The organism is Rhodococcus sp. 1R11, from assembly GCF_004563845.1.
GTDB lineage: Bacteria > Actinomycetota > Actinomycetes > Mycobacteriales > Mycobacteriaceae > Rhodococcoides.
Genome location: NZ_SPNG01000017.1, coordinates 59,032 through 85,957 on the forward strand (window position 1 = coordinate 59,032; position 26,926 = coordinate 85,957).

A 26,926-nucleotide genomic window follows, 5' to 3' on the forward strand; every position below is an offset into this window, starting at 1 on the left:
GCTCACCTCGCTGCTGATTGTCGTCCAGGGCCCGGTGCACCGTGTACTTCGGGTCCGGGTGTCCATTGTGCCCGGTCGATCACGACCGAAGCGAAATGACCGTGGATCGGCTCGAATTGGGCGGGGCCGTAGGAACGAGATCCGCGTCGGGTTCGTCGGCAACGAGCATCTGGTGGCCGGAATCCGCCCAGGCCTGCTCGAACTGTTCGATGGGGACTTCGAGCTGACTTCCGTTGGGTACACCGGGGTCGGACAGGATCACGACGCCGCGTTCGTCGTCGATGCCGGCGACGACCAGGACGTGGTCGGGCGTGTCGTCTTCGACGCTCTCGCCTCCGGGTTGCCAGATCTCCCCCGAGTCGACCATGGCGATCACCGCGTGCCCGTCGTCGAGCTGCGTGCGAAGGTCGTCGAGCGATCCGGAGCTGATCGTCGCCGGCACGCCCTGATCCTCGAGCAGACGCTCGATGGCGGGCAACGTCATTCCCCCGGTCGGATCGTCGGCCGACATCAACCCGAGTTCGACGGCGCGGTCGACCAGATGCTGCGGATCGGTGATGTTCGCGCCGGTGTACTCGGCCACGAGCTGACCGACGACCGCGGGCCCGCAGTATCCGTCGACCTGTTGATAGAACCAGTTGATCGTCCACTCCACCGGATTGCCGTGCACTGCAGAGTTTTCGGAGGTGTCGTCGGTGAGGTCGATGTCGAGCGCCGGGTTGCCGGTGGGGTGCGCGTCCGGCTCGGATTGCGCATCCAATTCATCTGTGGGCGAGGATGATTCGGTGCTGACGTCGTCGGGTGTGGGCTGGGGGCCGACCTGCGACGAGACATCGTCGACGTGTGCGGTGTCGTCTGCGTAGTGGTCCGAGATGACATGGTCGGTGGTCTCGAACGTGTACATCCCTGCATCGTCGAAGTCGTGCATGGTCGGCCCCCCAGGAGCGGTAGCGGATCGAGTGTGACAGGAGCGGTAGCGGATCGAGTGTTTCGGGAGCGGTGTCAGGCGTCGATGTCGGAATGCGGATCGGCCGGGTAGGTACCTGCCGGATCGTGGTGGTCCTCGCCCGCCGAGATCGACGCTTCGAGAGACTCGACGCTGGACAGGTCCGCCTCCGCGCCGGTGACGACGGTGTCGAGAGTGCCGTCGCCGTCGGTGTCCACACTGGCCAAATCGAACTGCCCGTCCGCGTCTGTGTCGACGAGGCTGGCGTTGGTGTAGCTGTCGCCGTCGGTGTCGACCAGCGCGGCGTCGAACTGTCCGTCACCGTTCGAGTCGATCAGTCGGGTGTCGGCGTGTCCGTCACCGTCGGTGTCGAGCAGCGTTTCGGTGATCGCGCTGCCCTCGATGGTGTCCTGCCGGACCGGGGCGCCGCTGACGGGATCGTGGAACGTGGCCAGATCGACGTCACCGTCGTCGTCGAGGTCCTCGGCGATGCGGACGGTGCCGTCGGGCTGCTGCGCGGCCGCGGTCTCGTAGGTGCCGTTCGAGTCGGTGTCCTGCTCGATCAACGTGATCGACCCGTCCTCGTCGTAGTGAGTGATCGTGTCGATCCCGTCGACGCGGGAATGCGTCAGATCGACGAGGCCGTCGCCGTCGACATCGCGAGGAGAGACGTAGTCGACGTTGCCGCTGACGCCGATCTCGTCGTTCACCGTGGACGTTTCGGGTGCAGGCGCAGGTGCAGGTGCAGGCGCAGGTGTCGCCGATGCGATGGGAGTGGCGGCAGGTTCACCGTAGGTCGCGGTCGACGGGTCGGCGGTGACCTCCGTCGTCGGGGCGGTGGCCGAGTCAGGGGCGCTGTAGTCAGGGGCGCTGTAGTCGGGGGCAGAGTAACTGGGATCGGCGGTGACCTCGGTAGCGCTCGAGATCTCGTCGAGCTCGTCGTCGATGGCCTGGCTGATCGCGTCGGCCTTGTCTTCGTAGCTGGCGTTCGGGTCGTTCGTGATCGCGTCGAGCTTCGCGTCGTACTCGGCTACGTCGGAGTTGTCGTACACGCTCTTGTCGTCGTTCTGCATTTCGATGTCCTCTCGAGCTTCCTTGTTGTGGCGGTCGAGAGTTGGATGCGCGCGGGACCGGAAAAGGTTCCCGCATGCGCCGAACCCGGTGCCCGCTACCGAGCACGGTGCTGTCGGGAGAACGACGAAGGGGCCGCCGAACCGTTGTGGTTCGGCGACCCCTTCCGGTCACCATGCGCCCCCGCGGAGGGGGTGAACGCTCTAGTTGATGAGCCCTGCCCTGTTCAGAAATGTTGTCGCGCCATCGATTCCGACTGCGTCGCCGTAGCTGACCATGACGCCGGTGGCGCCGTTGGCGTACGAGATGGAGTACGTATCGGCGTAGCCGGGTCCGGACAGATGCGCAGCTGCAGTGCGGGCGACGTTCTCGACGATCTTGTTGTCCTTCACCGCTGTGTTGTTCTGGTAGCCCTGCCGTATTCCCAGTACGTCTTTCTTGGCTTCACGGGTATCGACGGAGACGGTGATGAAGGATGTGCCGGTGTCGTCGACGACGATGCCGTCGAGCAACGAACTGTCGGTGGACATCCGGCACTGCAACTGCGCGCCGCCGTTCTCGGTCTCTCCGGTCTGCTTGCACTCGGTCACCTCTGCTTGCAGAGCAGGCGGAAGGCCGGCGATGACCGCGTCTTTCGTCGACGGTGGCGTCGTGCCCGACTCTCCGCCGCCCGATGCGGCCGCGGGATCCGTATTCGTTTCGGTGGACGAAGTAGGCCCTGCAGCAATGGAATTCGGGTTCGAATCGCTCTGATTCCACAACACGAAACTGGTCGTGGCGGCAATGGCAACCACTGCTGCCGCGGCGGCGGCCAGGAGAATTTTCCTCCGCCCGCCGCCGGTGCCGGGACGATCGGTGTCCGCCGGCGGTGGGCCGGCGAGTGTGTTCGTCGTGGTGGGCCATGGTGCAGCGAACTCGGCCGTCCGCGGACTCTGCTGCGTCGGCGGGGCCGGTCGCGTGCTGTGCTCGGCGGGTGATGCGGCAGCAATTGCCCCTTGCGCAACAACAGTTTTCGGGTCGTCCAGGGTGGCGATCGGCCCCAGTGGGCGTAGTCGTTCGTGCACGGCGGGGATGCGGGACGATCCACCGGTGAGATAGAGGGCCTCGAGCTGGCCCGGGTCGGTGATGTGTGCATCGAGAAGTGTCGATCGCGCGAGCGTGACTGCCCGGTCCAGAGCGGGCGCGATCAGTTCGTCGAGTTCGTCTCGGGTGATCTGGAAGCGTTCGGTCCGTCCGTCGCCGGTGACGGTGATCGTCGCCGAGGGTGCCTCGGAGAGCAGCTCTTTGGCACGTCGGATCGAATCGTCGAGCCCGTAGCGGACGTCGAGGGGTGCCCGGGTGCGCAGGAAGTCGAGCAGGTCGGGGTCGCGGACCTCGAGTTGCTCGTCGAGCCATCGACGTAGATGTGCATCGAGGTTCTTGCCACCGAGGCCGTTGTCTCCGCGGGCGGCGATGATGTCGAAGCTGCCGCCGTCGTTCGCTTGCAGCACGGCCACGTCGAGGGTGCCGCCGCCGAAGTCGAACACCGCGATCTTCGTGCCGGGTTCCAGGGAGTGGGCGCGGGTGTAGTAGTGAGCCGCGGCGCGCGGCTCGGACACCGTCGTCACGTGGGGTGGGTGGTGGCCGAGCTGGGCTGCGGCATCGAGCAGAACTTGGATCTCGCGGCGGGACCAGGCCTCGGGGTGGGTCAGCACCACATTCGTCGGAGGTGTTCCGCCGTGCGCGGCCCTCGCGCGGGCGATCACCGACTCGAGGACTGCCGCGACCGGCAACGCCGTGGGAACGGTGTAACCGTTGACGGTCACCATGCCCTGTCCGACAGTGCGTTTGGGGGCCGGGATGAACGCGGCGGGATTCGACTCGGCTCGGTCGACGGCGACATCCCCGACAGCGATACGGTCGGGGGATTCGACGAACACCGACGACGACATCGTCGTGCGGTTGTGCGAGAGCATGAGCGTTTCGACGGCACCGCTGATCGGGCTCGTGTGGGCGGCGGCGGTGTTCGAGGTGCCGAAGTCGATCCCGAGGGTCCAGGTGTTCGGCGTCGTCATAGCCCACACACCCCCACCGAGGAAGCGTTCCCGGCTCGGCACTGCTGCGCCGCGGTGTATCGGTCCATCGTGTGTCCGCCCTTCTCGCATCGACCGAGCACAGGGTAGGGGTGCTCGGACGGAAGAAACCTACCGTCCTCCCGCAGTTGGATGCCGAGACTCACCGAAAGGTTCCCGGAGGGCGTTACCCGCCGAGTACCTCACCTTCGCGGCGCGGGTCGGCTCCGCCGATCCAGCCACCGTCGGTGCGTTGCAGCGCACTCAGCCCGCTCGACTGGTCGGCAACCGAGACCTGGTGGCCCATCTCGCGCAGCTTCACCACGACCGGATCGTTCTCTCCGGACACGTTGGGGTGTTCGCCGCCGTAGTTGGTGGACGGGGTGTTGGCCGCTCCGAAGTCGACCATCGACACCGCCTGCTGCGGGTCCATTCCCCAATCGAGCAGTCCTACCAGTGTTTTGACGACGAACTGGATGATGACCGATCCGCCCGGTGAGCCCGCGACGAGAACGAGGTCTCCGCGTGCACCGTCGTCGCTGCGGTCGAACACCAGGGTCGGGGCCATCGAGCTTCGCGGACGCTTGCCGGGCTCGACTCGATTGGCCGTCGGGCTTCCGTCCTCGGCTACCGGCGCGGCCGAGAAGTCGGTCAGCTGATTGTTGAGCAGGAATCCGTCGACCATGTGGAACGAGCCGAAGGCGGATTCGACGGTCGTCGTCATCGAGGCCGCGTTGCCCTCGCCGTCGACGATGGAGATGTGGCTGGTGCCGTGCTCGGGATCGGTGGACGAGGCGAACTGCACGGGCCCGAAGTCGCCCGGTTTCGCGGTACCCATCGACTTGCCTTCGTCGATCAGTCCTGCTCTGCTGCTGAGGTACTCGGGGTCGAGCAGGGTGTCGGGCGAGCCGCCGGGTAGGGGCACGAAGTCCGGATCGGCGACGTACTTGTCGCGATCGGCGTAGGCCAAACGCTCGGCCTCGGAGATCAGATGCACGGCCTCGGCGGTCGGCTTGCCGCCGTTGGCGTCCATGTCCGTCGGGGCGTACTGCGCCAGATCGAAGTTCGACAGAATGCCCATCGTCGAGGCCACCGCGATTCCACCGGAGGACGGCCCCGGCATTCCGCAGATGTCGTGATCGCGGTACGGCGTGCACACTGCGGTACGGGTCTTCGGCTCATAGCCGGCGAGGTCGTCCAACGTGATCTGCCCCGGGGTACGGCCGGCGGTGGTATCGGCTGTCGCGTCGACGATGGCCTGGGCTATGTCGCCGGTGTAGAAGGCGTCGGCACCGTCGGTTGCGATGGCAGACAACGTCTTCGACATCGCTGGGTTGTTCAGCACCGTGCCGGCGGGCTTGCCGGTACCGTCGGGCTGCAGGAAGTAGTCCTTGGACGCCGGGTCGAGTGCGAGCTTCGGTGCCGAGTCCGCGATGGACGAGGCCATGCGCGGGCTGATCTCGATTCCGTTGTCGGCGAGCTCGATTGCTGGTCGGAACAGATCCCCCCACGGCTTGTCGCCGTGATCCTCGTGCGCCTGCTCGAGCATGCGCACAACGCCCGGCACGCCGATCGATCGGCCACTGGACCGCGCATCGGGTTGCGGCACAGTGCGGTTGACGTCGTCGATGTACCGCAGGTAGTCGCCGGTGGCACTCATCGGCGCGGTCTCGCGACCGTCGTAGCTCTGCACCTCGCCCGACGCGGCGTCGTAGTACATCAGAAAAGCGCCGCCGCCGATTCCCGACGACTGGGGTTCGACGAGCCCGAGCACGGTCTGCGCGACGATGAGTGCGTCGGCCGCGGTGCCGCCGTCGCGTAGTACCTCGCACGCGGCTGCGGTGGAGACCGGGTTGGCGGTGGAGACCGAGTACGACGGCGTCTCCACCGGAGTCATGTTCGACCGATATCCGGTCGCCACTTCCGGATTGGTGGAGATGTCACCCGAGCCGGTGCTCGGACTCTTTCCTACCGGGGTGCCGCCACTGGCACCGAGCACGCAGCTGTCCGCGGTGTCGGTACCGGGGTCGTCGCTACTGCTGCACGCGACGAGCGGCACCAGCAGAAGAGCACAGGCGAGGGCGGTGTAGCGAACAGGGCGCATTCCGGTTGCAGACACCGCTCGACGCTAACACCGTGGTCACCGTTGCTGCTCGGATTCGAGAAGCCAATGCGCGATGGGGGCGGGCCTGCCGTACAGATAGCCCTGCGCGAAACGGCAGTCGAGTTGCTCGATGATCGCGGCTTGTTCCTCGGTCTCGACCCCCTCGGCGACGGTGGCCACGGGCAGCGCGGACGCCATGGCGGTGATGGCGCAAATCAGCTGGATGTCGGAATCGGAGACGCCGATCTCGTGGACGAAGGACTTGTCGATCTTGAGCAGTGCAATCGGCATCTTGCGCAACCGGTTCAGCGAGGAGTAGCCGATACCGAAATCGTCGAGCACGATGAGTACGCCCATGGCGGCGAGCTGATCGAGCACGGTCTTCGCTGCGCCGATGTCGTCGATCAGAACGCCTTCCGTGATCTCGAGCGCCAGGTCCGCGCCGGTGACGCCGAAGGTATCGAGCACCCGTTGGACGATGCCCGGCAGGGAATCGTCGCGCAGCTGCATCGGCGAGACGTTGACCGACATGGTGACGTCCTGCCCGTTCGCGCGCAGCGTCACCAGATCGGAGATCGCGGTGTGCAGCACCCACTCGCCGATCTCCTCGATGAGATTGGTCGATTCGGCGATCGGGATGAACTCGTTCGGCGTCCGTACTCGCCCCTGCCAGTTCCAGCGCACGAGCGCCTCGTAGACAACGGTCTTGCGGGAGTTCGTCGCGACGATCGGTTGGTAGTAGACCTCGAGTTCCCCGCGCCGGATCGCGCCCCGAAGCGCGGTGGCGGTCTCGATCGCCGATGTTGCTCGCGCACGCAAGGACTCGTCGAAGAACGCGTAGCGAGACGCCCCGAGAGATTTCGCGTGATACATCGCGGTGTCGGCCTCGCGGATGGCGTCGTGCAGTCGTTCGGCGTCGGCGATGCCCACCGAAGCCGAGACGTAGGCGGTGGCAGCACTGAGCGGAAACGGCTCGCTCAGTCGCTCGATGATGCGGCGCGCCAACAGTTCCGAACCCGAACGGTCGCGGCGGGTGAGCACCACGAATTCGTCGCCCGCATACCGAACGACGGTGTCGGCGGCACCGACGGCCGCGCGGATGCGACGTGCCGCGGCGACGATCAACTCGTCTCCGACGCGGTGGCCGTAGGAATCGTTGACCATCTTGAAGTTGTCGAGGTCGACGAACAGCGTGCAGGTGCGTCCGGGGCGTCGATCGCGTTCGTGTCGGGCGTATTCCGCGTCGAGCGTGGTGCGGTTCGGCAGTCCGGTGAGCAGGTCGTGTGCCGCGAGGTAGCGGGCATGCTCTTCGCCGGTCTGCACTCGGGCCAGGGCGCGTTCGCCGCGCAGGAAAGCGCCGACCAGGATCGAGGCGAGCAACAGCGAGCGGACGATCAAGTCGCCGGTGGAGACCGCCGAACCGAGCAGCGGCACGGTCGCGCAGACCACCAACATCAACACCACGAAGACCACCCGACGGCTGCTGTGGGCGGGCGCGGGGGTCTGCCGGTGCGACACCGTGCGCATCGACGGGTCGAGCGCTGCCATCGCCAGCGACAGGTATGCGAACAGGTAGATGCCGTCGAGCAACCCCGAGGACGGAGCGTCGTCGGTCGTCGCCGCGAAGGCGTAGGACACGTCGCCGACGAACGTCGCCACCAGGGCGAGCAGCGCCCAGAACAGCGCGGCGGAGCGGGGTTTCGAGGAGAAGAGCAGATACGTCGTCAACGTGATCAACGCTGCGTCGATCGCCGGATAGATCCCGTTCATCACCGTCGACACGGACGAACGCGGCAGGTCGAGGGCCGGAGAGATCAGCAGCAACCACGACAGGAACAACGTGCCGAGGAAGATCAGGCCTGCATCGACGAGGGGGGTGATGTCGTCGATCGACCGGCGGTCTCGGATCCACCGAGACAGGGCGTATCCCACCAGGGCGTACCCGGTGAGAGTGAAGAGATCCGGGAGCAGCGAGAACGATCGATCCAGTGCGTCCGGATCGCTGCGAAACGAGACTCCGAACATGAAGAGCACCGAGGCTCCGAACAGAGCCCACCAGCATCGGGCGTCGCTCGGACGGTAGCGACGAATTGCCGCACTGATCGCCACGACCGATCCCACGGCGACAACGGCCAGCACGCCGGCACGCACGTCGGCACTGCCCTGGACGAACACCGCCACCGCGACGACGGCCACCGCAGCCAGGAACGCGGTCCGCACCGATGGCACGGCGAATGGCGCAGCGGCCTTCGCATTCATCGAAGGACCCCACTTCCCCTCGCTGTGCGGCGCTCGCACCTTCTCCGCTGACGCCTTCATCGGTGAATATACGTCTTTGCCTGCACAAACGGTGACCAGGGTCACTAATTGCCTTCGAACAGACCTCGGCTCCACCCACCCGTCGAAAACCGACGTCAACCGAAGGTTGACGGCAGGCGGTCGTCAACCTAAGGTTGACGCATGACCGAACCAACGAAGATCACCAATCCAGTCCGACTCGACGACCTGATCGCCGCCATCGAGAAGGTGCACACCGACGCCCTCGATCAGCTCTCCGACGCGGTGATCGCCGCCGATGCGCTAGGCGACATCGCCGACCATCTGATCGGACACTTCGTGGATCGAGCACGTCGTTCCGGTGCGTCCTGGACTGCCATCGGCGCGTCGATGGGTGTCAGCAAGCAGGCGGTGCAGAAACGTTTCGTGGCCAAGGGCGGCGACGACCCGGCCGAGCTCGACGCCAGCCAGGGCTTCTCTCGCTTCACTCCGCGCGCACGAAATGTGGTGGTGGGGGCGCAGAACGAAGCCCGGGCGACGAGCAACGATCACATCACCACGGGCCACTTGATCCTCGGCCTGCTCGGTGAGCCCGAGGGCTTCGCCGCGAAGCTGCTGGGTGCGCAGGGGCTCACCGACGAGCAGATCCGCGCCGCGGTGACGGCGACGCTGCCCGCACCGGCCGATCCCCTGCCGGCGCTGATTCCATTCGACGCCGGTGCCCAGAAGGCACTGGAATTGACCTTCCGTGAGGCGCTTCGGTTGGGACACAACTACATCGGCACCGAGCACATCCTGTTGGCGTTGCTCGAGAACGAGGATGCCACCCTGACCGAGCTCGGGGTCCGCAAAGACGCCATCGAGAGCGGACTGGCAACCGCGCTGGGAAGCTGATGAACCGACGTCAGGAGGCCATTGCTTCGGCCTGCTCGACGGCGAACCGAACGTCCTCCTCGATGAGATCACCGTTGATCGCGGCACCGGCCTTCACGCCTGCCGCAGATGCCGCGACGACGGTGTCCATGGGTGCCGCTACGTTGCCGGCCACCCACACTCCTGGCACGGACGTCGCCCCGACCGGGTCGGCCTCGATGTAGGTGCCCAGGACGTGCCCGTTCATCACCATCTCGGTTGTCTCGAGTCCCAATGACTCGAGAACGTCCGCGCGGGAAGTGAAGTTGGGGCCGACGACCACGGCGTCGAGCGCGACGGCGACGCCGTTCGCCAACGTGACGCCGACGATGGCGTCGTTCTCGACGTCGACTCGCGTGATCTCTTCTTCGACCACGACGATCCCGCGGGCGCGCATCCGCGTCAGATCCTCGGGGCTCAGTTCCGTTGCGGTGTGGGTGAAGACGGTGACGTTCTCGGACAGCTGACGCCACATCTGGGCCTGGTGTGCGGACATGACGCTGCCGATGATGCCGATCGCTCGGTCTCGGACCTCCCACCCGTGGCAGTACGGGCAGTGCAGTACATCGCGGCCCCAGCGCTCGGCGAGCCCCGGAATGCTGGGAAGAATGTCGGTGAGACCGGTGGTGACCAGAACGCGACGGCCTCGAACGACGGTGCCGTCGGCGAGGGACACCTCGAACCCGGAGTCGGTCCGCACCGCCGACGTCGCGGTGCCGTCGACGATGCGGACGCCGTAGTGCTCGGCCTCGATACGGCCGAGGCGAACGAGCTCGAGCGGCGATTCGCCGTCGCGCGTCAGGTAGTTGTGCGAATGGGCTGCCGGAGCGTTGCGTGGATCGCCGGCGTCGATGATCGCCACGGACCGGCGCGAGCGTCCGAGAGCTACTGCGGCGCTGAGTCCGGCGACTCCGCCGCCGACGATGATCGCATCGACGCGGACATTCTCGAGGGGCGCTGGGGCGTTGTCTGAAGTCATGTCTGCAGTGTGCAGACGGGACCACCCTCTTGGCAAGATAAATTGCCAAAACAGCAACTCGTGAAAGACGAAAATACCGCCATGGCTGTGCTCGCACTCGAAACGAGGTAGCTACCCCGTTTTTCGACGCGTTGACAACGTCACCGGTCGCCATCGCCAGCCGTAAGCGCGGATCCACCGCTTGAACAGGCTGTTCGGTTGCGGTGTACTAATCGGCAGGAACAAGTTGGGGGCGCTATGGGGAATTTCCACATCGGGGATACGGTCGTCGCTATCCGAAATCTGGGCCGCGTGCGGTGGCGAAGCGGCATTCCCAAGGGAACCGTGGGGATCGTCGTAGGCATCGACTGGCTCGGCGACGCTCGAGTGGACTTCACTGCCGACGCATCGATGCGAGCGCGCGGAGAAGCGCTGGAACACATCGTGGCCGACGGTGACGTCCGAACGGTGCGGGCCGCGCCTCGCCGATTGTTCGGCTAGTTGCCGTCGGTTCGCTCGTCGTCGGTGGCCGGTCCGGTTTCGATGGCCCCGCCCTCGCTGGACCAGTCGTTGGTGTCTGCGCCCGCAGCCGGGTCGGACTGCACGTCTTCTTCGGCGTCGGGGGTCGAGTTCTCGTCGTGCTTCGGATCAGTCATGTGAGGTGTGTACCCGTGCGGTGCCGGACGAACCGTCGGCACCGCACGGATAGCACACTGCCGGTCCTACAGTCCGAAGGGCAGCGTTCCCGGTGCCAGTTCGAAGCCGCTGCTACCAGCGGAAATGGAGCCGAAGCCGGCGAGGATCGCGTTGATGAAGTTGGTGATCATGAGATGTTCCTTTGCTTCGATGTGTAGACGTACTCGTGGGACAACCCGGTCGAGGTTACCGGCCGCGGTAGCGTCGAACCTGTGAGGAACCCTGGGATCTACGTCGGGATTGCTGTTGCCGTGAGCCTGCTTGCGGCGTGTTCTTCGCCCAGTGCACCGGACGCCGACGTCCCGGACACCCCGGCTTCGGCGCCACTGAACTATGTGGCGCTGGGTGATTCCGCGGCGTCGGGGCCACGCATCCCGGAGCAGGTGGGTGTGCCGGGCTGCGAGCAGTCCGACTCGAACTACCCACACGTCGTCGCGGCTCAGCTCGAGGTCGCGTCCTTCGTCGACGTCACGTGCGGCGGGGCAGTGACCGAGAACCTGGTCTCGACGCCCCAGAGCACCTCGAGCGGGGATCAGCCCGTCCAGCTCGACGCGGTGACGCCCGAGACCGATCTGGTGACTGTGACGATCGGTGGCAACGACATCGGCCTCGTCTCGACCGCGGTGGGCTGCCTGACGTTCGCGAATTCCTCGACCGGCAACGTCTGCAAGGACCGGCTCACCGCCGGCGGCGTCGACACCGTCGCCACCGCCATCGAGGACAAGGCTTCGGGTTGGGGCGCGATGCTCGACGCGGTAGCCGAGCGTGCGCCCGACGCGCGGATCCTCGTCGTCGGGTACGGAACGTATCTCCCCGACGGTGGCTGCTTCCCCACTCAGCCGGTTCTCCCCGAGGACGCCGACTACATCCAGAGCAGCATCACCGCCATGAACCAGGCGCTGAAGACACAGGCCGAGGAGCACGGGGCCGAGTTCGTCGACACCGAGGCACTGAGCGTCGGCCACGATGTCTGCGCGGCAGTCGATCAACGGTACTTCGAGGGCGTCATCCCGGAGAACCCCGCAGCGCCACTGCACCCGACGGCAGCCGGCATGGCCGCCATCGGTGACGAGGTCGCCGCGATCGTGCGAAGCGAATAGGTGTCCACGAGAAGGTAACTGGCTCTACCCGGGCGGTCGACTATCGGGAAGTGTCGACCGTATGGTCTCGTGGTCTGCAGTATTCGGCGTGTTCGCCATCGCCCTCGTGTTGGTTCTGACACCTGGTCCCAACATGATCTACCTTGTCTCGCGCAGCATCTCGCAGGGGCGGAGGGCGGGAATGGTGTCCCTCGCAGGTGTGGCTGTCGGCTTCCTGGTCTACCTGACGGCGACCAATCTCGGCTTGGCTGCAGTGTTCACGGCCGTGCCTGCGCTGTACGTCGCGGTCAAGCTCGCCGGTGCCGCCTACCTCGGTTGGCTTGCGGTGCAGGCCCTACGCGGAACGGTCTCCGCCTTCGAGCCGACTGCGCTGCAGCAGGATTCGAACCGCAGGCTGTTCATGATGGGGCTGGTGACCAACCTGCTGAACCCGAAGATCGCCATCATGTACATCTCGGTCATTCCGCAGTTCGTCGATCCTGCTGCCGGACCCGTTTTGCTGCAGGGTTTCGCACTCGGCGGCGTGCAGATCGCCGTGGCGGTTGTGATCAACCTGGCCATCGTGGTGCTGGCGGGATCGATCGCCCGATTTCTCGCCGTCCGGCCGACGTGGCTGAAGGTGCAGCGTTACCTGATGGGCACAGTGCTCGGGTTACTGGCGGTCCGTGTCGCTACCGACGGCGGGCGACCGCTCCCGGCGTGATCGACGCGTGGCACGCAGATCCGGATCCAACCGTCGCCGTATGCCTTCGGATGCAGCCGGCCCCGGAAGGAACTGTGCGTGGCTCTCGCGCAGAGTCCTTCCTGTCTCGCGGTCGACGAGGACCGGATCGATCGGTCGGCCATCTCCGTCCACCAGCACCACCCGCCGATCCTGTTGCGGCACATGCTTGTTTCCCCATGCATACAGAGCGACGATGACCGTGCTGAGTTCACGGGCCCGCGCCGTCGGTACGTACTCGTGGCGCGGGGGGTGCTCGCTGTATTGCACCTTGGTCAGCATCCCGCCGTCGACCAGGCCTTTGAGTCTGCGCGCCAACATGTTCGGAGCAATACCGAGATTGGACTCCAGCTCGTCGAAGCGAGAGAAGCCGTCGAGCACATCCCGCAGGATCAGCAGCGTCCACCATTCGCCGACCTGCTCGAGCGCCCCGGCGATGGGGCACTCCATGTCCGCGAAACTACGGCGTTGCATTGCTACTTTCCAGGGATGACGAGCAAGGAACTCGTCCCGGTTGCGACGACCCTGCCGGTGTTGTCGACCACCGAACCCTCGGTGAAGATCACTCGCGAGCCGCTCTTGACCACGGTCCCCGTGGCCGTCAAAGGTCCGCTGTGAGAGTGCACCGGGCGTTGGTAGCTGACGTTGATGTCGATGGAGGTGTACCCGGTGCCTGCCGGGAGCGTGGTGTGGGCCGCGCAACCGAGGACTGTGTCGAGAAGCGTGCACACCAGACCGCCGTGCACCATGCCGATCGGGTTGTAGTGCGCCTCGGACGGTTCGCACTCGAACACCACTTTGCCGGCCTCGACCAAGACCGGGGAGAACTGCATGAGGGCGGCGATGGGCGGAGGTGGCAGCTCGCCACTGACCAGCGCACGCATGGCGTCGAGACCGCTCATGGTGGACGCAGTCTTCAGCACCTCGGCGGGGTCGACCCACGAGAAGGTCTGCGATCGTCGTTGCTCATCAGTGATCATGTGTCTCGCCTGTCCTCGAGTAACTATCACCATGATAGTCAGCTGCTCAGGATAGTAACCCCTGATCGCGGTAGGCGCGCCAACCGCCGTACTCGGTGATGTCGGTGCCCTTCTCGGCCGCGTCGTGGGCGCAGCAGAACCCGGTGACCCAGCGTCCGTCCGACAACTCGACGGGACCGAGGCCCATCGGCGCGGGCAACCCTGCGAGGAAGGTGCCGAGCGCGGCGGCGGACATCCGGTACAGCTCTCCGGCTATGGGTGCGCCGTCGCCTTCCCGCCGCACCAGACCGGGCTTGGGCGGTGTGGTGTGCAGATCCACGAGTCGGTAGTCCGCAGACGTGGTCACCTCGCCGCTGAACCGTGCGCCCCGATCGGTCAGTTGGCTGTGCACCGGAAAACCGTGCAGGTGCGCTCCTACGACCAACACCTCGATACCGTCGTCGATCAGCGAGGGTGACGGCACTTCGCTCAGCCGAGCAGCGAGGTCGATCGCGATCTGATCCTCGAACGCAGGGACGACGAACATCACTCCGAATGGAGTGCCGTCCGACGTCGGGGCACCGGGGACCGCGACCGCTGCCATGTCGAGCAGGTTGCAGAAGTTGGTGAACGTGCCGAGGCGTCGGTTGATGCCGACCGGATCTGCCTGCACTGCAGCGATACTCGGATGTTCGGTGGTGGTGGGCAGCAGCAGGCCGTCGACGTCGCGGAGCAGTTCGCGGGCAGCCGTCTTGGCCTGGGTGAGTGTGCCCAGATCGTCCACGTAGCGGTGCGCGGACGGGCCGGCTGCAGAGCGGACGATGGCAGCGACCGTGGGATCGGCACCGTCCGGTGCGGTATCGAGAAATTCTCCGACGGCCGAATAGCGCTGCGCCACAATGGATCCGTCGTACAGCAGCGTCGCCGCGTCGAGTAGCCCTGAGATATCGACCTCGACGTGGGTGAAGCCCTTCTGGGCCAGGCCTGCGACCGTCTCCTCGAATGCCCGACGGTACGCCGGGCTCAACGACGTCAGATCCTCACCTCGCGGGACGGCGACCCGGGGTTGCGGGGACGCGGCCAACCGCACGTCGGTGGGCCAGGCCCGGCTGCGTGGATCGGTAACCGTCGCCCCGGTCATGACTTTCATTGCTGCCGTGGCACTGTCGAGATCGCGCGCCAGCACGGTGACGCAGTCGTAGTCGGCGCACGCGGGTACCACGCCGGTGTTCGGCACGATTCCCAGCGAGGCCTTGATTCCCACCAAGCCGTGGAACGCGGCGGGGACTCGTCCCGAACCGGCTGTGTCGGTGCCGATTCCGATGTCCGCGATGCCCAGTGCCACTGCGGCAGCGGAGCCGGAGCTCGAGCCTCCCGACACCAGTGTGGGGTCCCAGGCGCAGCGCACCGCGCCGTACGGACTGCGGGTGCCGACCAGCCCGGTGGCGAACTGGTCCAGGTTGGTCTTGCCGAGCACCAGTGCGCCCTGGCTCGTCAGTCGCTCGATGGCGACGGCGGAGACTGCTGGTGTGTAGGCAAATTCGGGGCACGCCGCAGTAGTGGGCAGACCGGCGACGTCGATGTTGTCCTTGACGGCAACCAGCACACCTGCGAGCGGCAGATCTTCACCTGCCTCCAGTGCGCGTTCGAGCGCCACCGCCTCGGCCAGTACGTCGTCCTCGTCGCGCAGGGTGATCCACACCTCGGGTCGGTCGACCTCCGCGATTCGCTTGTAGGCCTGCAGAACTCGTTCTCGTACCTCAGGCAGCATCGATCTTGCCTCTCTTGTCGAATTCTCCGGCTGCCGACCACGCGTCCCGCTCGGCCCCGAAGGCCACGGCCTGAGTCGCGCGGAACTCGGCGATGGAGTCGGCGTTGGTCTCGAGGAAGTTCTCGTGCTCGGCGAGCGAGAACTCACCGTCGGTGATCTCGACTCCACCGCCTCGGCCTGCTGCCAGATCGGCGCGCAGGTCCATCAGCTCCTCGGGTTCGACCGAGTACCAGGAAATTCGGTCGAAGAACCGCAACAGCCACGGGGTTCCTTCCTCGAACGGGCCTCCGCTGTACGCGGCACTGTGGTTCCATACCTGCGTGGTTCGGCCGACGAACTGGTATCCACCGGGACCTTCCATGCCGTAGATGCACAGGTATGCCCCGCCGATGCCGACAGCATTCTCCGGCGTCCACGTGCGGGCCGGGTTGTACTTCGTCGTCACCAGGCGGTGGCGCGGATCCAGCGGCGTCGCCACCGGGGCACCGAGGTACACGTCACCGAGCCCGAGCACCATGTAGTCGGCGGCGAACACAGTGTCGAACACGTCTGCAACGGAATCGAGTCCGTTCATTCGCCTGATGAACTCGATGTTCCAGGGACACCACGGGGCATCGGCGCGCACACCGTGCATGTATCGCTGGATCGCTTCCCTGGTCGACGGATCGTCCCACGAGAGCGGGAGCCGAACCTGGCGGCTGGGGACCACGAGTTCCGAGGCTGCGGGTAGATCGTCCTCGACCTCGGCGAGCAGCCCCATCAACGAATCGATCGAGAGCACATCGGGATTCACCTTGACCTGCAGTGAGCGGATGCCGGGGGTCAGATCCAGCAGGCCTCGGGGCGCGATGGCCTCGACACGCTGGTGTAGCGCGTGTACCCGTGCTCGCAGGGTGAGGTCGAGTTTCATGTCGCCGTATTCGACGAGCACGTTGTCGTCACCAGATCGGCGGTAGGTGACGCACGTATCGGCGTCGCGTCGAGCGATGACGCCGTCGTCGCCGTCACCGCCGGCTGAGAAGACCGCGGGCAGTGATGCGCGCCGGGCGAGGCCGAGCGATCCCAACGGCGCGGTGGCCGCAGCCCGGACCGGAACGAATCGGATGGTGTCTCCGGGACGAAGCTGGCCGAGCTTCCAGCGTTCGGCCGCGACAACGGTGACGGGACAGACGAATCCGCCGAGACTCGGGCCGTCGGGGCCGAGCAGGATCGGGGTGTCACCGGTGAAGTCCAATGCACCGACGCTGTAGGCGTTGTCGTGAATGTTGGACGGGTGCAGTCCGGCCTCGCCGCCGTCGGCGCGAGCCCACTGCGGCTTGGGGCCGATCAGCCGGACTCCGGTGCGATCGGAGTTGAAGTGGACCTCGTAGCGGGTGGCGTAGAGGGTGTCGATGTCGTAGCGGGTGAAGAACTCGGGCGCTCCGTGCGGGCCCTCGGTGACGGCGATGTCCCAGGCGGACGTCAGCACCGGCAGGTGTTCCATGGGGATGGGCCCGAGGACGGCGGAGTTGTCGGAGCGGCCGGCCAGTCCGATGATGTCGCCCTCGCCCAGGATGCCGCCACGATGTCCGCCGAACTTGCCGAGTGTGAATGTTGCTGCGCTGCCCAGGTAATCGTCGACGTCCAGGCCGCCCTGGATCAGTACGTACACCCGCAGCCCGTGGCCGGTGGTGGTACCCACGTCCAGCTTTGCACCGGCGGGCACCAGCACGGGTCGCCACTGCGGCACTGATGTTCCGTCGATGCGCACCGGCACCGCTGCACCGGTCACACAGACGTAGGTATCGGCGTCGAACGTCAATGCCGGCCCGGCCATGGTCGATTCGAGTCCCGGTGCACCCTCGGGGTTGCCGAGCGCCGTATTGCCGAGCCGGAACGACAGGTCGTCCATCGGTCCCGACGGCGGCACGCCCACTTTCCAATATCCGACGCGTCCCGGCCAGTCCTGCACGGTCGTGATCATGCCGGGCCGCTGCACGGTCATCTTGGTCGCGGTCATGATCGCGTCACGATCATCTGCACCGCGGTGGGGTCGAATCCGTTGCAGGGGTTGTTGATCTGTGGGCAGTTCGAGACCAACACGAGGGTGTCGATCTCGGCACGCAATGAGAGCTTCTTGCCGGGGGCCGACAAGCCGTCGACGATTCCGAGGGTGCCGTCGGCGTCGACGGGGACGTTCATGAAGAAGTTGATGTTGGGGGCCAGGTCTCGCTTGCCGAGACCCCACTTGGAACCCTCGATGAGGAAGTTCTCGACGCACGCGTGTTGGTGCTGGGTGTGGTGCCCGTAGCGCAGAGTGTTCGATTCCTTGGAGCAGGCACCACCGACGGTGTCGTGGTTGCCGACCTCGTCCTCGACGATGATCATCAGCGGTGTCGAATCATCGCTACGCAGAACGGTTCCGGTGGTGAGGAACAGGTTCCGTTGCGCGGCGACCGTCGCAGCGGCGGAGTATCGCAGTGAGTGATCGTGTGCGCCGTACAGCAGGGTGTCCACGGCCTGATTTCCGTAGAGGTCGACGATGGTCAGGACGTCACCGGCCTCGACGATCGCGGACCAGGGTCCGAACGCGGGGGCGATCTCGTCTCTGATAATCACTGCACTGGTAGTCACTGCGCTGCCTTCCATGCGTTCTCGGTGTTCTGCACTGCGCGCTGGTATTCCGGCTCGGTGTTGTCGAGTGTGAGCAGCTCTTCGGGTGCGCGCCAGGCCAGGACGTCGAGTGTCGTCGTGTCGTACTCGGGACTGGGGTTCAGTGGGTGAGCGGTGTTGGCGAGCAACACGATCACCGGCAAGTGGATGAGCAGATCCACCGAGCGGCCCGGTCCGGCCGAGCCGGTGCTGACGAGGCTCCCGTCCGCTCCGACGGTAATTCCGTGAAAGAACGACAGGGACGGCGCGACGTCCCGCGGTTCCAGTCCGTGCTTGGCTGCGGCGAGGGTGAACAGTTCACGCCCTGCCGGAGCCGACGAATGTGGTCCGCTCACTCCGTATTTGGCGGTGTTGGTCGCCGCGGACGTGGTACCGCACAGTGCGTCGTGGTGACCGGAGGTGTCGTCGACGATGGTCGCCAGCACCCGACCCTGGTCCGAGAGCAGGGGGTGACCGGCGCTCAGATACGCCTGCCACGGAACCTTGACGGTGTCGGCGGTGTTGAGGCGTTCCCACGGTGCGTCGACGCGGTAGAGCAACAGATTGGCGCAGGCGGCACCGTCGACGTCGACGAGCCGCAGCCGTGTTCCACGAGCCAGGACCTTCGTGGTGTAGCTGCCACCGGGCACCGATTCTGCCCACGTGAGCTCCGAGACGCCCTCCGGTGCTGTGGGTGCCGGCGCGACGGTCGCCTGGGATCGTGCGTGTTCCTTGGCGGAATACGTTGTTGCCGTGCTCATGGTTCAGGCTCCGATCGTGACGGGCTTGGGGTGGGCTTTGCCGTGGGGCAGGCAGGCGATACCTACGACGATCACGGCGAGGACGGTCAGGGGTGCGGCCCAGCGCAGCAGCGGGAATTCGCCGGTGGGGTCGAAGATCTCGGCTCGCGGCCACGACAGGTTGATCACCATGAGTCCGCCGTAGAGAACTGCGGCGATGTTGACGGGCAGGCCCAGTCGGCCGAGGGTGAAGAGCTTCTCGCCGTCGGCGTCTTTCTGCACTCCGCCGTGCGGCCAGCCCTTGAGTCGCTGGATCAGCAGCGGGACGGTCACCATCATGTACGCGAGGTAGATCAGCACGATGCAGACGCTCGACAGCGTGGTGAAGATCGCGGAGTTGCCGACGTTGACCGCCAGGATCGCGATGCAGGCGAGACCGATGAGCACCGAGGGTGCAATGGGGGTTCCGGTGCGCGAGTTCACCTTCGCCAACGCAGCCGAGGCAGGCAGTCGACCGTCACGGGCCATGGAGAACATCAGCCGCGAGGCTGCGGTCTGGATCGCGAGGGTGCAGATGAACACGGCAATGGCGACGTCGACGAGCAGGACCTTGCCCCACGGCGAGGTGAGGATCGAGTCGATGACGTACGGAAGGCCCTGCGTCGCAAGCTCACCGTCGGTGAGACTGGGAGCGGCCATCAGTGCGCCGACGATCATTAGACCGCCGCCGAGTGCCGATGCCGAGAGGGCGAGGCGGATGGTGCGCGGTGCGACGCGTCGGGGATTGCGGGTTTCCTCGGCGAGCTCGCCCGCCGACCCGAAGCCGACCATGACGTAGGCGGCCATCAGACCTGACACGATCCAGGCACCGATGTAGCCGGGATCTGCTCCGGCACTGCCGGTATCGAACACCACCTGCGGGCCGCGCTCGGCGTGGGTGAAGAACACCAGCACCAGAGCGATGACGCCGACGATCTCGCAGGTGACGCCGATGCTGTTGATGCGCGACATCCAGTTCACGCCGATGCAGTTGATAGTGGTGGTGAGTACCAGCAGGATCGATCCCAGCACAACGGCATTCGCGGCTCCGCTCGACGAGGTCAGCGCGGTGTCCTCACCGATGAACTGGAATCCGCCCCAGATGCTGGGGAGTACGACCTGCAATGCGATGGCGGCGGCGGAGGCGGTGACGATCTGCGCGATGATCATGAACCACCCGGCGAACCAGCCGACCAGTTCACCGCCCATGCGCCGGGACCAGTGGTAGATGGCCCCCGAGATGGGATAGCGCGCGGCGAGTTCGGCGAAGTTCAAGGCGACCATGAACTGGCCGAGGAACACCAGCGGCCAGGTGAGGAAGAAGGCCGGGCCGCCGAAGCTGAACCCGAGGCCGAAGAGTTGGAAGATGGTGGTGAGGATCGAGACGAACGAGAAGCCGGCCGCGAACGACGCGTACTTACCGAGGCTACGGTGCAGCTGCTGGTCGTAACCGAGGGCAGCGAGATCCGAATGGTCCGTCGTACGAACCGGTTCCGAACCCGCGCCGGGGGCCGGCAATGTTGTCGAGCTCATGTTCACTCCTACGGGCGAGGTGGGTGGTGAGTGACCGCCCGCTGCATCGCCGAGGCGGGTTTCTGTCAATTGATAGTTTTCGGCACCGCCGTTCCCGGGCGGTGTCCGTCGTGAAACAAGCTCGTTTCGTCTATTTCGATCAGATGACAGAAATCTCACCGTCACGTGGACCTGACAAGATGCAGTCATGACCGGCGCAGGCAGACCACGGCTGAGCACAAAGAAGCGGGCAGGAGACACCGCTCGCGAGGAAATACTCGACGCGGCAGCCGAGCTGTTCACCACTCGGGGCTTCACCAACACCTCGACTCGCGTCATCGCCGACGCCGTCGGATTGCGTCAGGCCTCGCTGTATCACCACTTCGCCACCAAGGACGACATCCTCGACGCACTTCTCAGCGGCACCGTCGACGCGCCGTTGGCCCTTGCGCAGCGAATCCGTGATTCCGGGGCCGAGGCCTCGACCCAGATGTACGCGCTCGCCTACTTCGACGCCGGGCAGCTGGCTGCGTCCACCTGGAATCTGGGTGCGCTCTACCTGCTGCCCGAGCTGCGCAGCGAGCGCTTCGAGACCTTCCGCGACCATCGGTACACGCTGATGAGCCTGTATGCGGCCATCGCGTCGGACACTGTGGTTCAGCTGGGTTCCGAGCGTCGGCCGGGCACCGAGGACCTGCCGTTTCGCCTGGTGGAGACCGTGGTGAACGCGCGAGCTGATCGCGAAAACGGACGCCGCGACCCCCCGGTGGATGCGGAGGGGATCGCCGAGGCCGCCCTCCGTGTCCTCGGTTGGACAGGGGATGTCACGTCGTTGCATCGGAGTGCGGAGGCCCTGCTCGAGGCGGTCGTCGGAATAGTCGAGGATTCTCGGTCCTTGCATTCGACATGACGTCCATAGCAATAGTCGGAGCAGGTGCAGGTCTCGGAGCAGCAGTGGCGCGTAAGTTCGGCGCGCAGGGCTTCTCGGTCGGCCTCATCTCCCGCAACCGGTCCCGTGTCGACGCGCTCGCTGATCAGCTGGTGGCCGACGGTGTATCCGCGAAGGGCTTCGTCGCCGACGTGCGCGATCCGGCCTCGATCGCCGCTGCCTTGGAGCAGGTCACCGAAACACTCGGTCCCATCGAGGTGCTGCAGTACAGCCCGCTTCCGCAGAAGGACTTCATGCGGCCCGTGCTCGAGACCACCCCGGCCGACATGGTCGGCCCGGTCGAGTTCTCCATCTACGGACCCATCGCTGCCGTCCATCAGGTGCTACCGGGAATGAGATTCCTCGGCGAGAACAAAGGCACGATCCTGTTCGTCAACGGCGGCTCTGCTGTGAAGCCCGGACGTGCCGTCACCGGTACGTCCATCGCGTTCGCAGGCCAGGCAGCATACGCACAGCTGCTCAACGAGGAGTTGGCCGCGGAGGGAATCCAGGTGTCGCAGTTGATCATCGGCGGTGCCATCGACGGTAGCGATCCGAAGAAGAGCCCCGAGGCTCTCGCCGAGCAGCTGTGGAGCCTGCACACCGAACGGAACAGGTTCCGGGTTCAGATCTCGGCTGACTAGGCTTGCCGGCATGACATCGTTGCCCGACTGGGCTCAGAGCCTGGACCTTGCACCCCACCCAGAGGGTGGTTGGTTCAAGGAGACCTGGCGCAGCGAGGTCACGATTCCACAGACATCTCTGCCCGACGGTTATCCCGGCCCGCGCGCAGCAGGTACGGCAATCCTGTTCCTGCTGATGCCCGGTCAGCAGTCGGCCTGGCATACCGTCCGCGGCACCGAGATGTGGCTCTACCACCGTGGTAGTCCAGTGCAGCTGGACCTCGGCGGCGCAGGGAACGAACCGGGTGACGTGACCACGCTGCTGGTTGCGCCCGAATCTCCGCAGCAGATCGTTCCACCGTCGGTGTGGCAGCGGGCGCGGCCGGTGGGCGTGGAGCCGAGCCTGGTCAGTTGCATCGTCACCCCGGGATTCGATTTCGAGGACTTCCGGCTCGAGGACTCCCATGGGTAGGAAGCGCGAGTCCGCTGGAGGGCTGAAGCCCGGCCTGTTCGAAATCGACTCGGGCACCTGCGAACTGGTGCGCGATACGTTCTCGGACGACGGGTGGGTCGTCAACGTCAACGACGTTCCGAGTTCGCACATCGACATGAACGACCCCACCGTGCTCGAGTTCGAGTACATGCGGTGGATCTCGGGACTGGTTCGAGCGCAGTGGGATTCGACGTTTCCGCTGCGCGCGCTGCATCTCGGGGGCGGGGCCTGCACACTGGCACGGTCGTTCACCGCCGAATTTCCCGGTGCGCGTCAGGTGGTGGTGGAGCTCGACGGGAAGCTCTCGGAGCTGGTTCGCGAATGGTTCGACCTACCGCGGGCACCGTTGCTGCGCATCCGCGTCGGCGAAGCACGGGCCGTCACCGAGACGCTGAGCGAGAACAGCCGAGACCTGATCGTGCGAGATGTGTTCGCCGGAGCCACAACTCCGGCCCCGCTGCTCACCGCCGAATTCACCACCCATGTCCGACGCGTCCTCTCACCCGGCGGCATGTATGTCGTCAACTGCGGTGACCGCCGGGATCTCTCGCTCGCGAAGCAGGAGGCGGCGACCATCGGAAGTATCTTTCCGCACACGGCGATCGTCGCCGATCCGGCAATGCTCAAGGGCAGGCGTTACGGCAACATCATCATCGCCGGCAGTGACGTCCCGATCGGAGACTCCCCGGCTCTGGCGCGGGAGCTTCTCGGCGGCGCAGTTCCGGCACACGTGTGGTTGACCGAGCAGGTCACAACTTTCGCGCGTGATGCAAAGGTGTTGCGGGATTGAATACTGGGTTCCAAGACCCGCTCACAGCACGTCCTGCGCGAGTGTCATCAGGCGACGGTGCGCATCGGCTCCGGCGCGGCCTATTTCGTCCTGCGGTGCGCTGATCAGGACGTCGTTCTCGACGATCGTTCGACCGCCCACCATCACGCGCGCCAGCGGTGGCGTCTGCCCGTACGCGAACGCGACCACAGGGTCGTCCACGGCCGAGTAGAAACCATCGGTGCGCCAGATGGCGATGTCGGCCAGCTTGCCGACCTCGAGTGACCCGATCTCGCTCTGCCGGCCCAGTACTGTTGCACCGCCCAGGGTTCCGATCTCGAGTGCCTGACGCGCGGTCAGTGCTGTCGGACCGTACTTGGCTCGCTGCATGTACATCGCCTGGCGGACCTCGCCGGCAAGCGGCACCATCTCGGCCGAAGCGGAACCGTCCACACCGAGGCCGACGGGTGCGCCGGCCGCGAGCAGGTCCGAGATTCGCGCGATGCCTGCGCCCAGACGTGCATTGGAACTCGGGCAGTGCGCAATGCCGGTGCCGGTGGCCGCCATCTTCGCGATGTCGGAGTCGTGCAGGTGTACCGCGTGGGCGAACCACACGTCGTCACCGAGCCAGCCGACCTGCTCCATGTATTCGACCGGGGTGCAGTTCATCTGAGCGAGGCAATGCTCCTCCTCGTCCAGAGTCTCGGCCAGATGGGTGTGCAGCCGAACACCTTTTGCGCGGGCGAGTTGTGCGGACTCGACGAGCAGTTGCTTGCTGATCGAGAACGGGGAGCACGGCGCGACGGCGATGCGGAGCATAGAGCCGAAGGAGGCGTCGTGATAGGTGTCGATGGCCTCGGCGGTAGCGGTGAGGATGTCGTCGAGCGTTTCTACCACCTCGTCGGGCGGCAGACCGCCGTCGGACACACCCCGGTCCATCGAGCCGCGGCACGGCTGAAATCGGACGCCGATGCGCTGAGCCGCGTCGATCTCGGCGGCGAACAGGTCGCCTCGGCCCTTGGGGAAGATGTAGTGATGATCGGTGCTCGTCGTGCATCCCGATTTCGCCAGCCAACCGAGGCCGGCAGCAGCTGCGCCACCGACGACCTCGGCATCCATCTTCGACCACGGCTTGTACAGCGCCACAAGCCATTCGAAGAGCGTGTTGTCCTTGGCGAGACCTTGAGAGGCCCACTGATAGAGGTGGTGATGGGTGTTCACCAGTCCAGGCGTGACGAGGCAGCCGGACGCGTCGATGTTCTCTGCCCCGGCGAGGACCGGTGCCGAGCCGGATCCCACTGCGGTGATCTTCGTTCCTTCGATCACGAGATAGCCGGAGGGAACCTCGTCGCCGACAATGGGGGCGATATACGCATTGGAGATCACGGTGGTCATGTGTCGTCGGCCTTTCGAGTTGCTGCGACATCGTAAGCCCGCCGGAGCGTCGGCGCAGTGGAGCGGGTCTAGGGTGACGGTATGGCTCTCATTGCACTGTTGGATCTCACGTTCAAGCCCGAATCCCTTGCCGAAGCACGGGCGTTGCTGCGCACCGTTCTCGCGGACACCCGCGCGTTCGAGGGATGCCTCGGTGTCGAGGTGTGGGTCGACGAAGAGAACGAAGCGCACGTCGTCGCGCACGAGACGTGGGAGTCGGCGGAGGCCGACGCGAAGTACCGCGAGTTCCGCGCCGGACCGGGCAAGATCGTCGAATTGCCGCCGCTGCTTGCCGCAGCACCGTCGTTGACGAAATTCACCGTCGATTCTTCGGTGTAGCGGATTCGTCGATCCGGCCACCGGCCACCGTGGCCGGTTGTGGTCGACCGGTGAGGAACCCCTGCACCATGTCGGCACCGAGATCGGCCGCCACCCGCAATTCCGCGTCGGTCTCGACACCTTCCATGATGACGCCGGCACCGATCTGTCGGGCGAAGTCGATGATCGCCGTGGCTGCGGCGCGTCGAAATGCGTCCCGATCGATTCCGTGCACGAGTGCGTAGTCGATCTTGAGGGTGTCGGGCCTGAGCTCGACGATGTGGCGCATACCGGCGAACCCGGCTCCGACGTCGTCGATGGAGATTTGGACCCCCGCGTCGCGCAGGCTCTCGATGGCGCGGGTCACCGCACGGTAGTCGTCGACGCGTTCGTGCTCGGTGATCTCGAGGTGAAAGGTTCGGGTTGCCAGATGCGGACGCAACCGGTCGAGTAGGTCGGTCGTGCGGATGGTGTCCGCCGACGCATTGAGCGACACGAACGGCCCCGGCGGTAGATGATGAGTATGCGTCAGCGCCTGTTCCAGCGCTGCGCGTTCGAGCCGTGCACCGACGCCGGCGTCGGCTGCGTCGCGGTACCACGACAGGGGCGATCCGTGGCCGAACGGGAATCGCGACAGTGCCTCGTAGCCGACGGTCGAACCGGTGACCGTGTCGCAGATGGGCTGGAAGAAGATGTCGGGCCCGCCGGATTCGATGAGCGCATCGATTCTCTGCCTGGCCTGTTCGCGGGCATCCGCTGCGGACAGTCCCGTCTCCGGGAACTTTCCCGACGTCCGTGCTTTGAAGCGATACATCTCGATGTCGGCGAGTGCGATCAACCGTCGGACCAATACGTGTAGGCCGGTGTCGGCGGGCGGCGTCTCCACGGCCGAGCCCACACTTGTGGTGAACGGCGGGCCGTCGAACGATTCCTCCAGTGATGCGCGAATCCTGTTGTCCGATTGGGTGATCGACTCTCTGGTTCCGACACTGACGACCACGAACTCGTCGCCGCCGAGTCGTGCGACCGCGGATTTGTCCCCCACTGCAACGGACAGGCGACGGGCGACCTCGACGAGCACTGCGTCACCGGAGGGATGGCCGAACCTGTCGTTGATGTGCTTGAACCGATCGATGTCGAGGACGGTCACCCCGACCGCCTGCTGTGCACGATCTTCAGCTGGTGACAGGCGCAACGAGTCGACGGTATCGAGCAGCCCACGCCGGTTCCACAGGCCGGTCAACGGATCTCGCAATGCTCTCGCCGCGCTCGTTCGCAGCTGACTTATGTACGACTTGATCATGAAGGGTGCGGCGTAGAGGGATCCGATGGTGACCATTCGAGAATTGGTGGACCATGGATCGGCACCCTCCGAGACAGCCAGAGCGGCAAGGCCCGCAAGGGTGAGTGCGCCGATTGCCAAGTGAATCAACATGACACGGTGCGAGCTCGCGACGACGATGAACGCTGCGACGATCGAGAACATCGCGCAGCCCGGCATCGCGTCGAAGTGGGTTTGGAAGGCGAACAGAACGGTCACGATGCCGACGTCGGCGTAGAGGATGTAGACAATCGCCATCTTCGGGGACGCCCACGGACGGACGTACCAGGCAAACGCCACCGGCACCGTGGTGACGGACGCGAGCAGCACGGCGATCGACATGGTGTCGGAGAACTGACCGGCGGGGACCATCAGGGCCCCGGCGAGGCCGAACGTGAGCGTCATTCCGCTGATGAACAGCCGCACCCAGCGTTCCTCCGCGGTGGGTGCGAAGTCTCCCGGTTCGGAAATGGTGACGCCCTCCGTAGAACCAGCCACTAACCTGCGTGAACGCTAGCACCCACACCTGCTGCCGTAGTGCGGATGCAACCG

At 65.6% G+C, this 26,926-nt stretch carries 25 protein-coding genes; 9 read left to right on the top strand and 16 right to left on the bottom strand.

Annotation, left to right across the window (positions count from 1 at the left end):
* Window positions 1-79: 79 nt before the first annotated feature.
* From E4P29_RS23615 to E4P29_RS23635, 5 genes are all read right to left on the bottom strand, one after another.
* Window positions 80-928 carry a C39 family peptidase gene (locus E4P29_RS23615; RefSeq protein ID WP_135047418.1) on the bottom strand — a complete coding sequence of 283 codons (849 nt, stop codon included), beginning with the start codon at window positions 926-928 and terminating at the stop codon, window positions 80-82.
* Window positions 929-1,002: 74 nt separating this feature from the next.
* A complete protein-coding gene (locus tag E4P29_RS23620; protein ID WP_209205497.1) occupies window positions 1,003-2,019 on the bottom strand; it encodes a hypothetical protein in 1,017 nt (338 codons plus the stop codon).
* A 201-nt stretch (window positions 2,020-2,220) separates the two neighbouring features.
* On the bottom strand, window positions 2,221-4,071 hold the full coding sequence (locus E4P29_RS23625; RefSeq protein WP_167735594.1) for an Hsp70 family protein: 1,851 nt from the start codon (window positions 4,069-4,071) through the stop codon (window positions 2,221-2,223).
* A gap of 184 nt (window positions 4,072-4,255) precedes the next feature.
* Window positions 4,256-6,172, bottom strand: a complete 1,917-nt coding sequence (ggt, locus tag E4P29_RS23630; protein ID WP_135047443.1) for a gamma-glutamyltransferase — start codon at window positions 6,170-6,172, stop codon at window positions 4,256-4,258.
* A gap of 36 nt (window positions 6,173-6,208) precedes the next feature.
* Window positions 6,209-8,431: a bifunctional diguanylate cyclase/phosphodiesterase gene (locus E4P29_RS23635; protein WP_135047420.1), complete on the bottom strand. Its 2,223-nt coding sequence runs from the start codon at window positions 8,429-8,431 to the stop codon at window positions 6,209-6,211.
* A 201-nt stretch (window positions 8,432-8,632) separates the two neighbouring features.
* Between E4P29_RS23635 and E4P29_RS23640 the strand changes: the two genes are divergently transcribed.
* Window positions 8,633-9,343, top strand: a complete 711-nt coding sequence (locus E4P29_RS23640) for a Clp protease N-terminal domain-containing protein (RefSeq protein WP_135047421.1) — start codon at window positions 8,633-8,635, stop codon at window positions 9,341-9,343.
* 10 nt (window positions 9,344-9,353) lie between these two features.
* Here E4P29_RS23640 and E4P29_RS23645 read toward each other — a convergent pair whose 3' ends face one another.
* The gene (locus tag E4P29_RS23645; protein WP_135047422.1) at window positions 9,354-10,340 is read right to left on the bottom strand and encodes an NAD(P)/FAD-dependent oxidoreductase; all 987 of its coding nucleotides are present in this window, start codon (window positions 10,338-10,340) and stop codon (window positions 9,354-9,356) included.
* Between the two features lie 237 nt (window positions 10,341-10,577).
* Here E4P29_RS23645 and E4P29_RS23650 point away from each other — a divergent pair, with 237 nt between their 5' ends.
* Complete coding sequence (locus tag E4P29_RS23650) at window positions 10,578-10,820, top strand: hypothetical protein (RefSeq protein WP_032369989.1); 243 nt, start codon at window positions 10,578-10,580, stop codon at window positions 10,818-10,820.
* On the opposite strand, the gene E4P29_RS26155 is transcribed toward E4P29_RS23650, so the two are convergent.
* Window positions 10,817-10,975 (bottom strand): hypothetical protein, encoded by a 159-nt coding sequence (locus E4P29_RS26155; RefSeq protein WP_167735595.1) that lies wholly within the window; start codon window positions 10,973-10,975, stop codon window positions 10,817-10,819. The two genes, E4P29_RS23650 and E4P29_RS26155, sit on opposite strands and share 4 nt — an antisense overlap.
* Before the next feature lie 252 nt (window positions 10,976-11,227).
* Between E4P29_RS26155 and E4P29_RS23655 the strand changes: the two genes are divergently transcribed.
* A complete protein-coding gene (locus E4P29_RS23655) occupies window positions 11,228-12,115 on the top strand; it encodes an SGNH/GDSL hydrolase family protein (RefSeq protein WP_209205498.1) in 888 nt (295 codons plus the stop codon).
* Between the two features lie 61 nt (window positions 12,116-12,176).
* The gene (locus E4P29_RS23660) at window positions 12,177-12,818 is read left to right on the top strand and encodes a LysE family translocator (protein ID WP_135047423.1); all 642 of its coding nucleotides are present in this window, start codon (window positions 12,177-12,179) and stop codon (window positions 12,816-12,818) included.
* Here the strand turns inward: E4P29_RS23660 and E4P29_RS23665 are convergent.
* From E4P29_RS23665 to E4P29_RS23695, 7 genes are read right to left on the bottom strand one after another with little or no spacing between them, the layout of a single operon-like run.
* Window positions 12,768-13,310, bottom strand: a complete 543-nt coding sequence (locus E4P29_RS23665; RefSeq protein ID WP_080736265.1) for a helix-turn-helix domain-containing protein — start codon at window positions 13,308-13,310, stop codon at window positions 12,768-12,770. The two genes, E4P29_RS23660 and E4P29_RS23665, sit on opposite strands and share 51 nt — an antisense overlap.
* Window positions 13,311-13,312: 2 nt before the next feature.
* On the bottom strand, window positions 13,313-13,816 hold the full coding sequence (locus tag E4P29_RS23670) for a PaaI family thioesterase (protein WP_135047424.1): 504 nt from the start codon (window positions 13,814-13,816) through the stop codon (window positions 13,313-13,315).
* A gap of 46 nt (window positions 13,817-13,862) precedes the next feature.
* Window positions 13,863-15,566 carry an allophanate hydrolase gene (gene atzF, locus E4P29_RS23675; RefSeq protein ID WP_135047425.1) on the bottom strand — a complete coding sequence of 568 codons (1,704 nt, stop codon included), beginning with the start codon at window positions 15,564-15,566 and terminating at the stop codon, window positions 13,863-13,865.
* On the bottom strand, window positions 15,556-17,565 hold the full coding sequence (locus tag E4P29_RS23680; protein ID WP_135047426.1) for a 5-oxoprolinase/urea amidolyase family protein: 2,010 nt from the start codon (window positions 17,563-17,565) through the stop codon (window positions 15,556-15,558). The genes atzF and E4P29_RS23680 overlap by 11 nt, the downstream gene beginning before the upstream one ends.
* On the bottom strand, window positions 17,562-18,194 hold the full coding sequence (locus E4P29_RS23685) for an urea amidolyase associated protein UAAP2 (protein ID WP_135047427.1): 633 nt from the start codon (window positions 18,192-18,194) through the stop codon (window positions 17,562-17,564). The genes E4P29_RS23680 and E4P29_RS23685 overlap by 4 nt, the downstream gene beginning before the upstream one ends.
* The gene (locus E4P29_RS23690) at window positions 18,176-18,958 is read right to left on the bottom strand and encodes an urea amidolyase associated protein UAAP1 (RefSeq protein WP_057474533.1); all 783 of its coding nucleotides are present in this window, start codon (window positions 18,956-18,958) and stop codon (window positions 18,176-18,178) included. The genes E4P29_RS23685 and E4P29_RS23690 overlap by 19 nt, the downstream gene beginning before the upstream one ends.
* 3 nt (window positions 18,959-18,961) lie before the next feature.
* Window positions 18,962-20,509: an amino acid permease gene (locus E4P29_RS23695; protein WP_135047428.1), complete on the bottom strand. Its 1,548-nt coding sequence runs from the start codon at window positions 20,507-20,509 to the stop codon at window positions 18,962-18,964.
* Window positions 20,510-20,696: 187 nt separating this feature from the next.
* On the opposite strand from E4P29_RS23695, the gene E4P29_RS23700 reads away from it, so the two are divergent.
* From E4P29_RS23700 to E4P29_RS23715, 4 genes are read left to right on the top strand one after another with little or no spacing between them, the layout of a single operon-like run.
* Window positions 20,697-21,398, top strand: coding sequence for a TetR/AcrR family transcriptional regulator (locus E4P29_RS23700; RefSeq protein ID WP_135047429.1), 702 nt, complete (start codon window positions 20,697-20,699; stop codon window positions 21,396-21,398).
* On the top strand, window positions 21,395-22,060 hold the full coding sequence (locus E4P29_RS23705) for an SDR family NAD(P)-dependent oxidoreductase (RefSeq protein WP_135047430.1): 666 nt from the start codon (window positions 21,395-21,397) through the stop codon (window positions 22,058-22,060). The genes E4P29_RS23700 and E4P29_RS23705 overlap by 4 nt, the downstream gene beginning before the upstream one ends.
* Before the next feature lie 10 nt (window positions 22,061-22,070).
* Complete coding sequence (locus E4P29_RS23710) at window positions 22,071-22,511, top strand: cupin domain-containing protein (protein WP_135047431.1); 441 nt, start codon at window positions 22,071-22,073, stop codon at window positions 22,509-22,511.
* On the top strand, window positions 22,504-23,322 hold the full coding sequence (locus tag E4P29_RS23715) for a fused MFS/spermidine synthase (RefSeq protein WP_135047432.1): 819 nt from the start codon (window positions 22,504-22,506) through the stop codon (window positions 23,320-23,322). The genes E4P29_RS23710 and E4P29_RS23715 overlap by 8 nt, the downstream gene beginning before the upstream one ends.
* A gap of 21 nt (window positions 23,323-23,343) precedes the next feature.
* Here E4P29_RS23715 and E4P29_RS23720 read toward each other — a convergent pair whose 3' ends face one another.
* A complete protein-coding gene (locus tag E4P29_RS23720) occupies window positions 23,344-24,696 on the bottom strand; it encodes an 8-oxoguanine deaminase (protein ID WP_209205499.1) in 1,353 nt (450 codons plus the stop codon).
* Between the two features lie 81 nt (window positions 24,697-24,777).
* Here E4P29_RS23720 and E4P29_RS23725 point away from each other — a divergent pair, with 81 nt between their 5' ends.
* Window positions 24,778-25,074 (top strand): antibiotic biosynthesis monooxygenase, encoded by a 297-nt coding sequence (locus E4P29_RS23725; protein ID WP_032367731.1) that lies wholly within the window; start codon window positions 24,778-24,780, stop codon window positions 25,072-25,074.
* Here E4P29_RS23725 and E4P29_RS23730 read toward each other — a convergent pair.
* Window positions 25,052-26,872 carry a bifunctional diguanylate cyclase/phosphodiesterase gene (locus E4P29_RS23730; RefSeq protein ID WP_245154461.1) on the bottom strand — a complete coding sequence of 607 codons (1,821 nt, stop codon included), beginning with the start codon at window positions 26,870-26,872 and terminating at the stop codon, window positions 25,052-25,054. The genes E4P29_RS23725 and E4P29_RS23730 overlap by 23 nt on opposite strands.
* Between the last annotated feature and the right edge of the window lie 54 nt (window positions 26,873-26,926).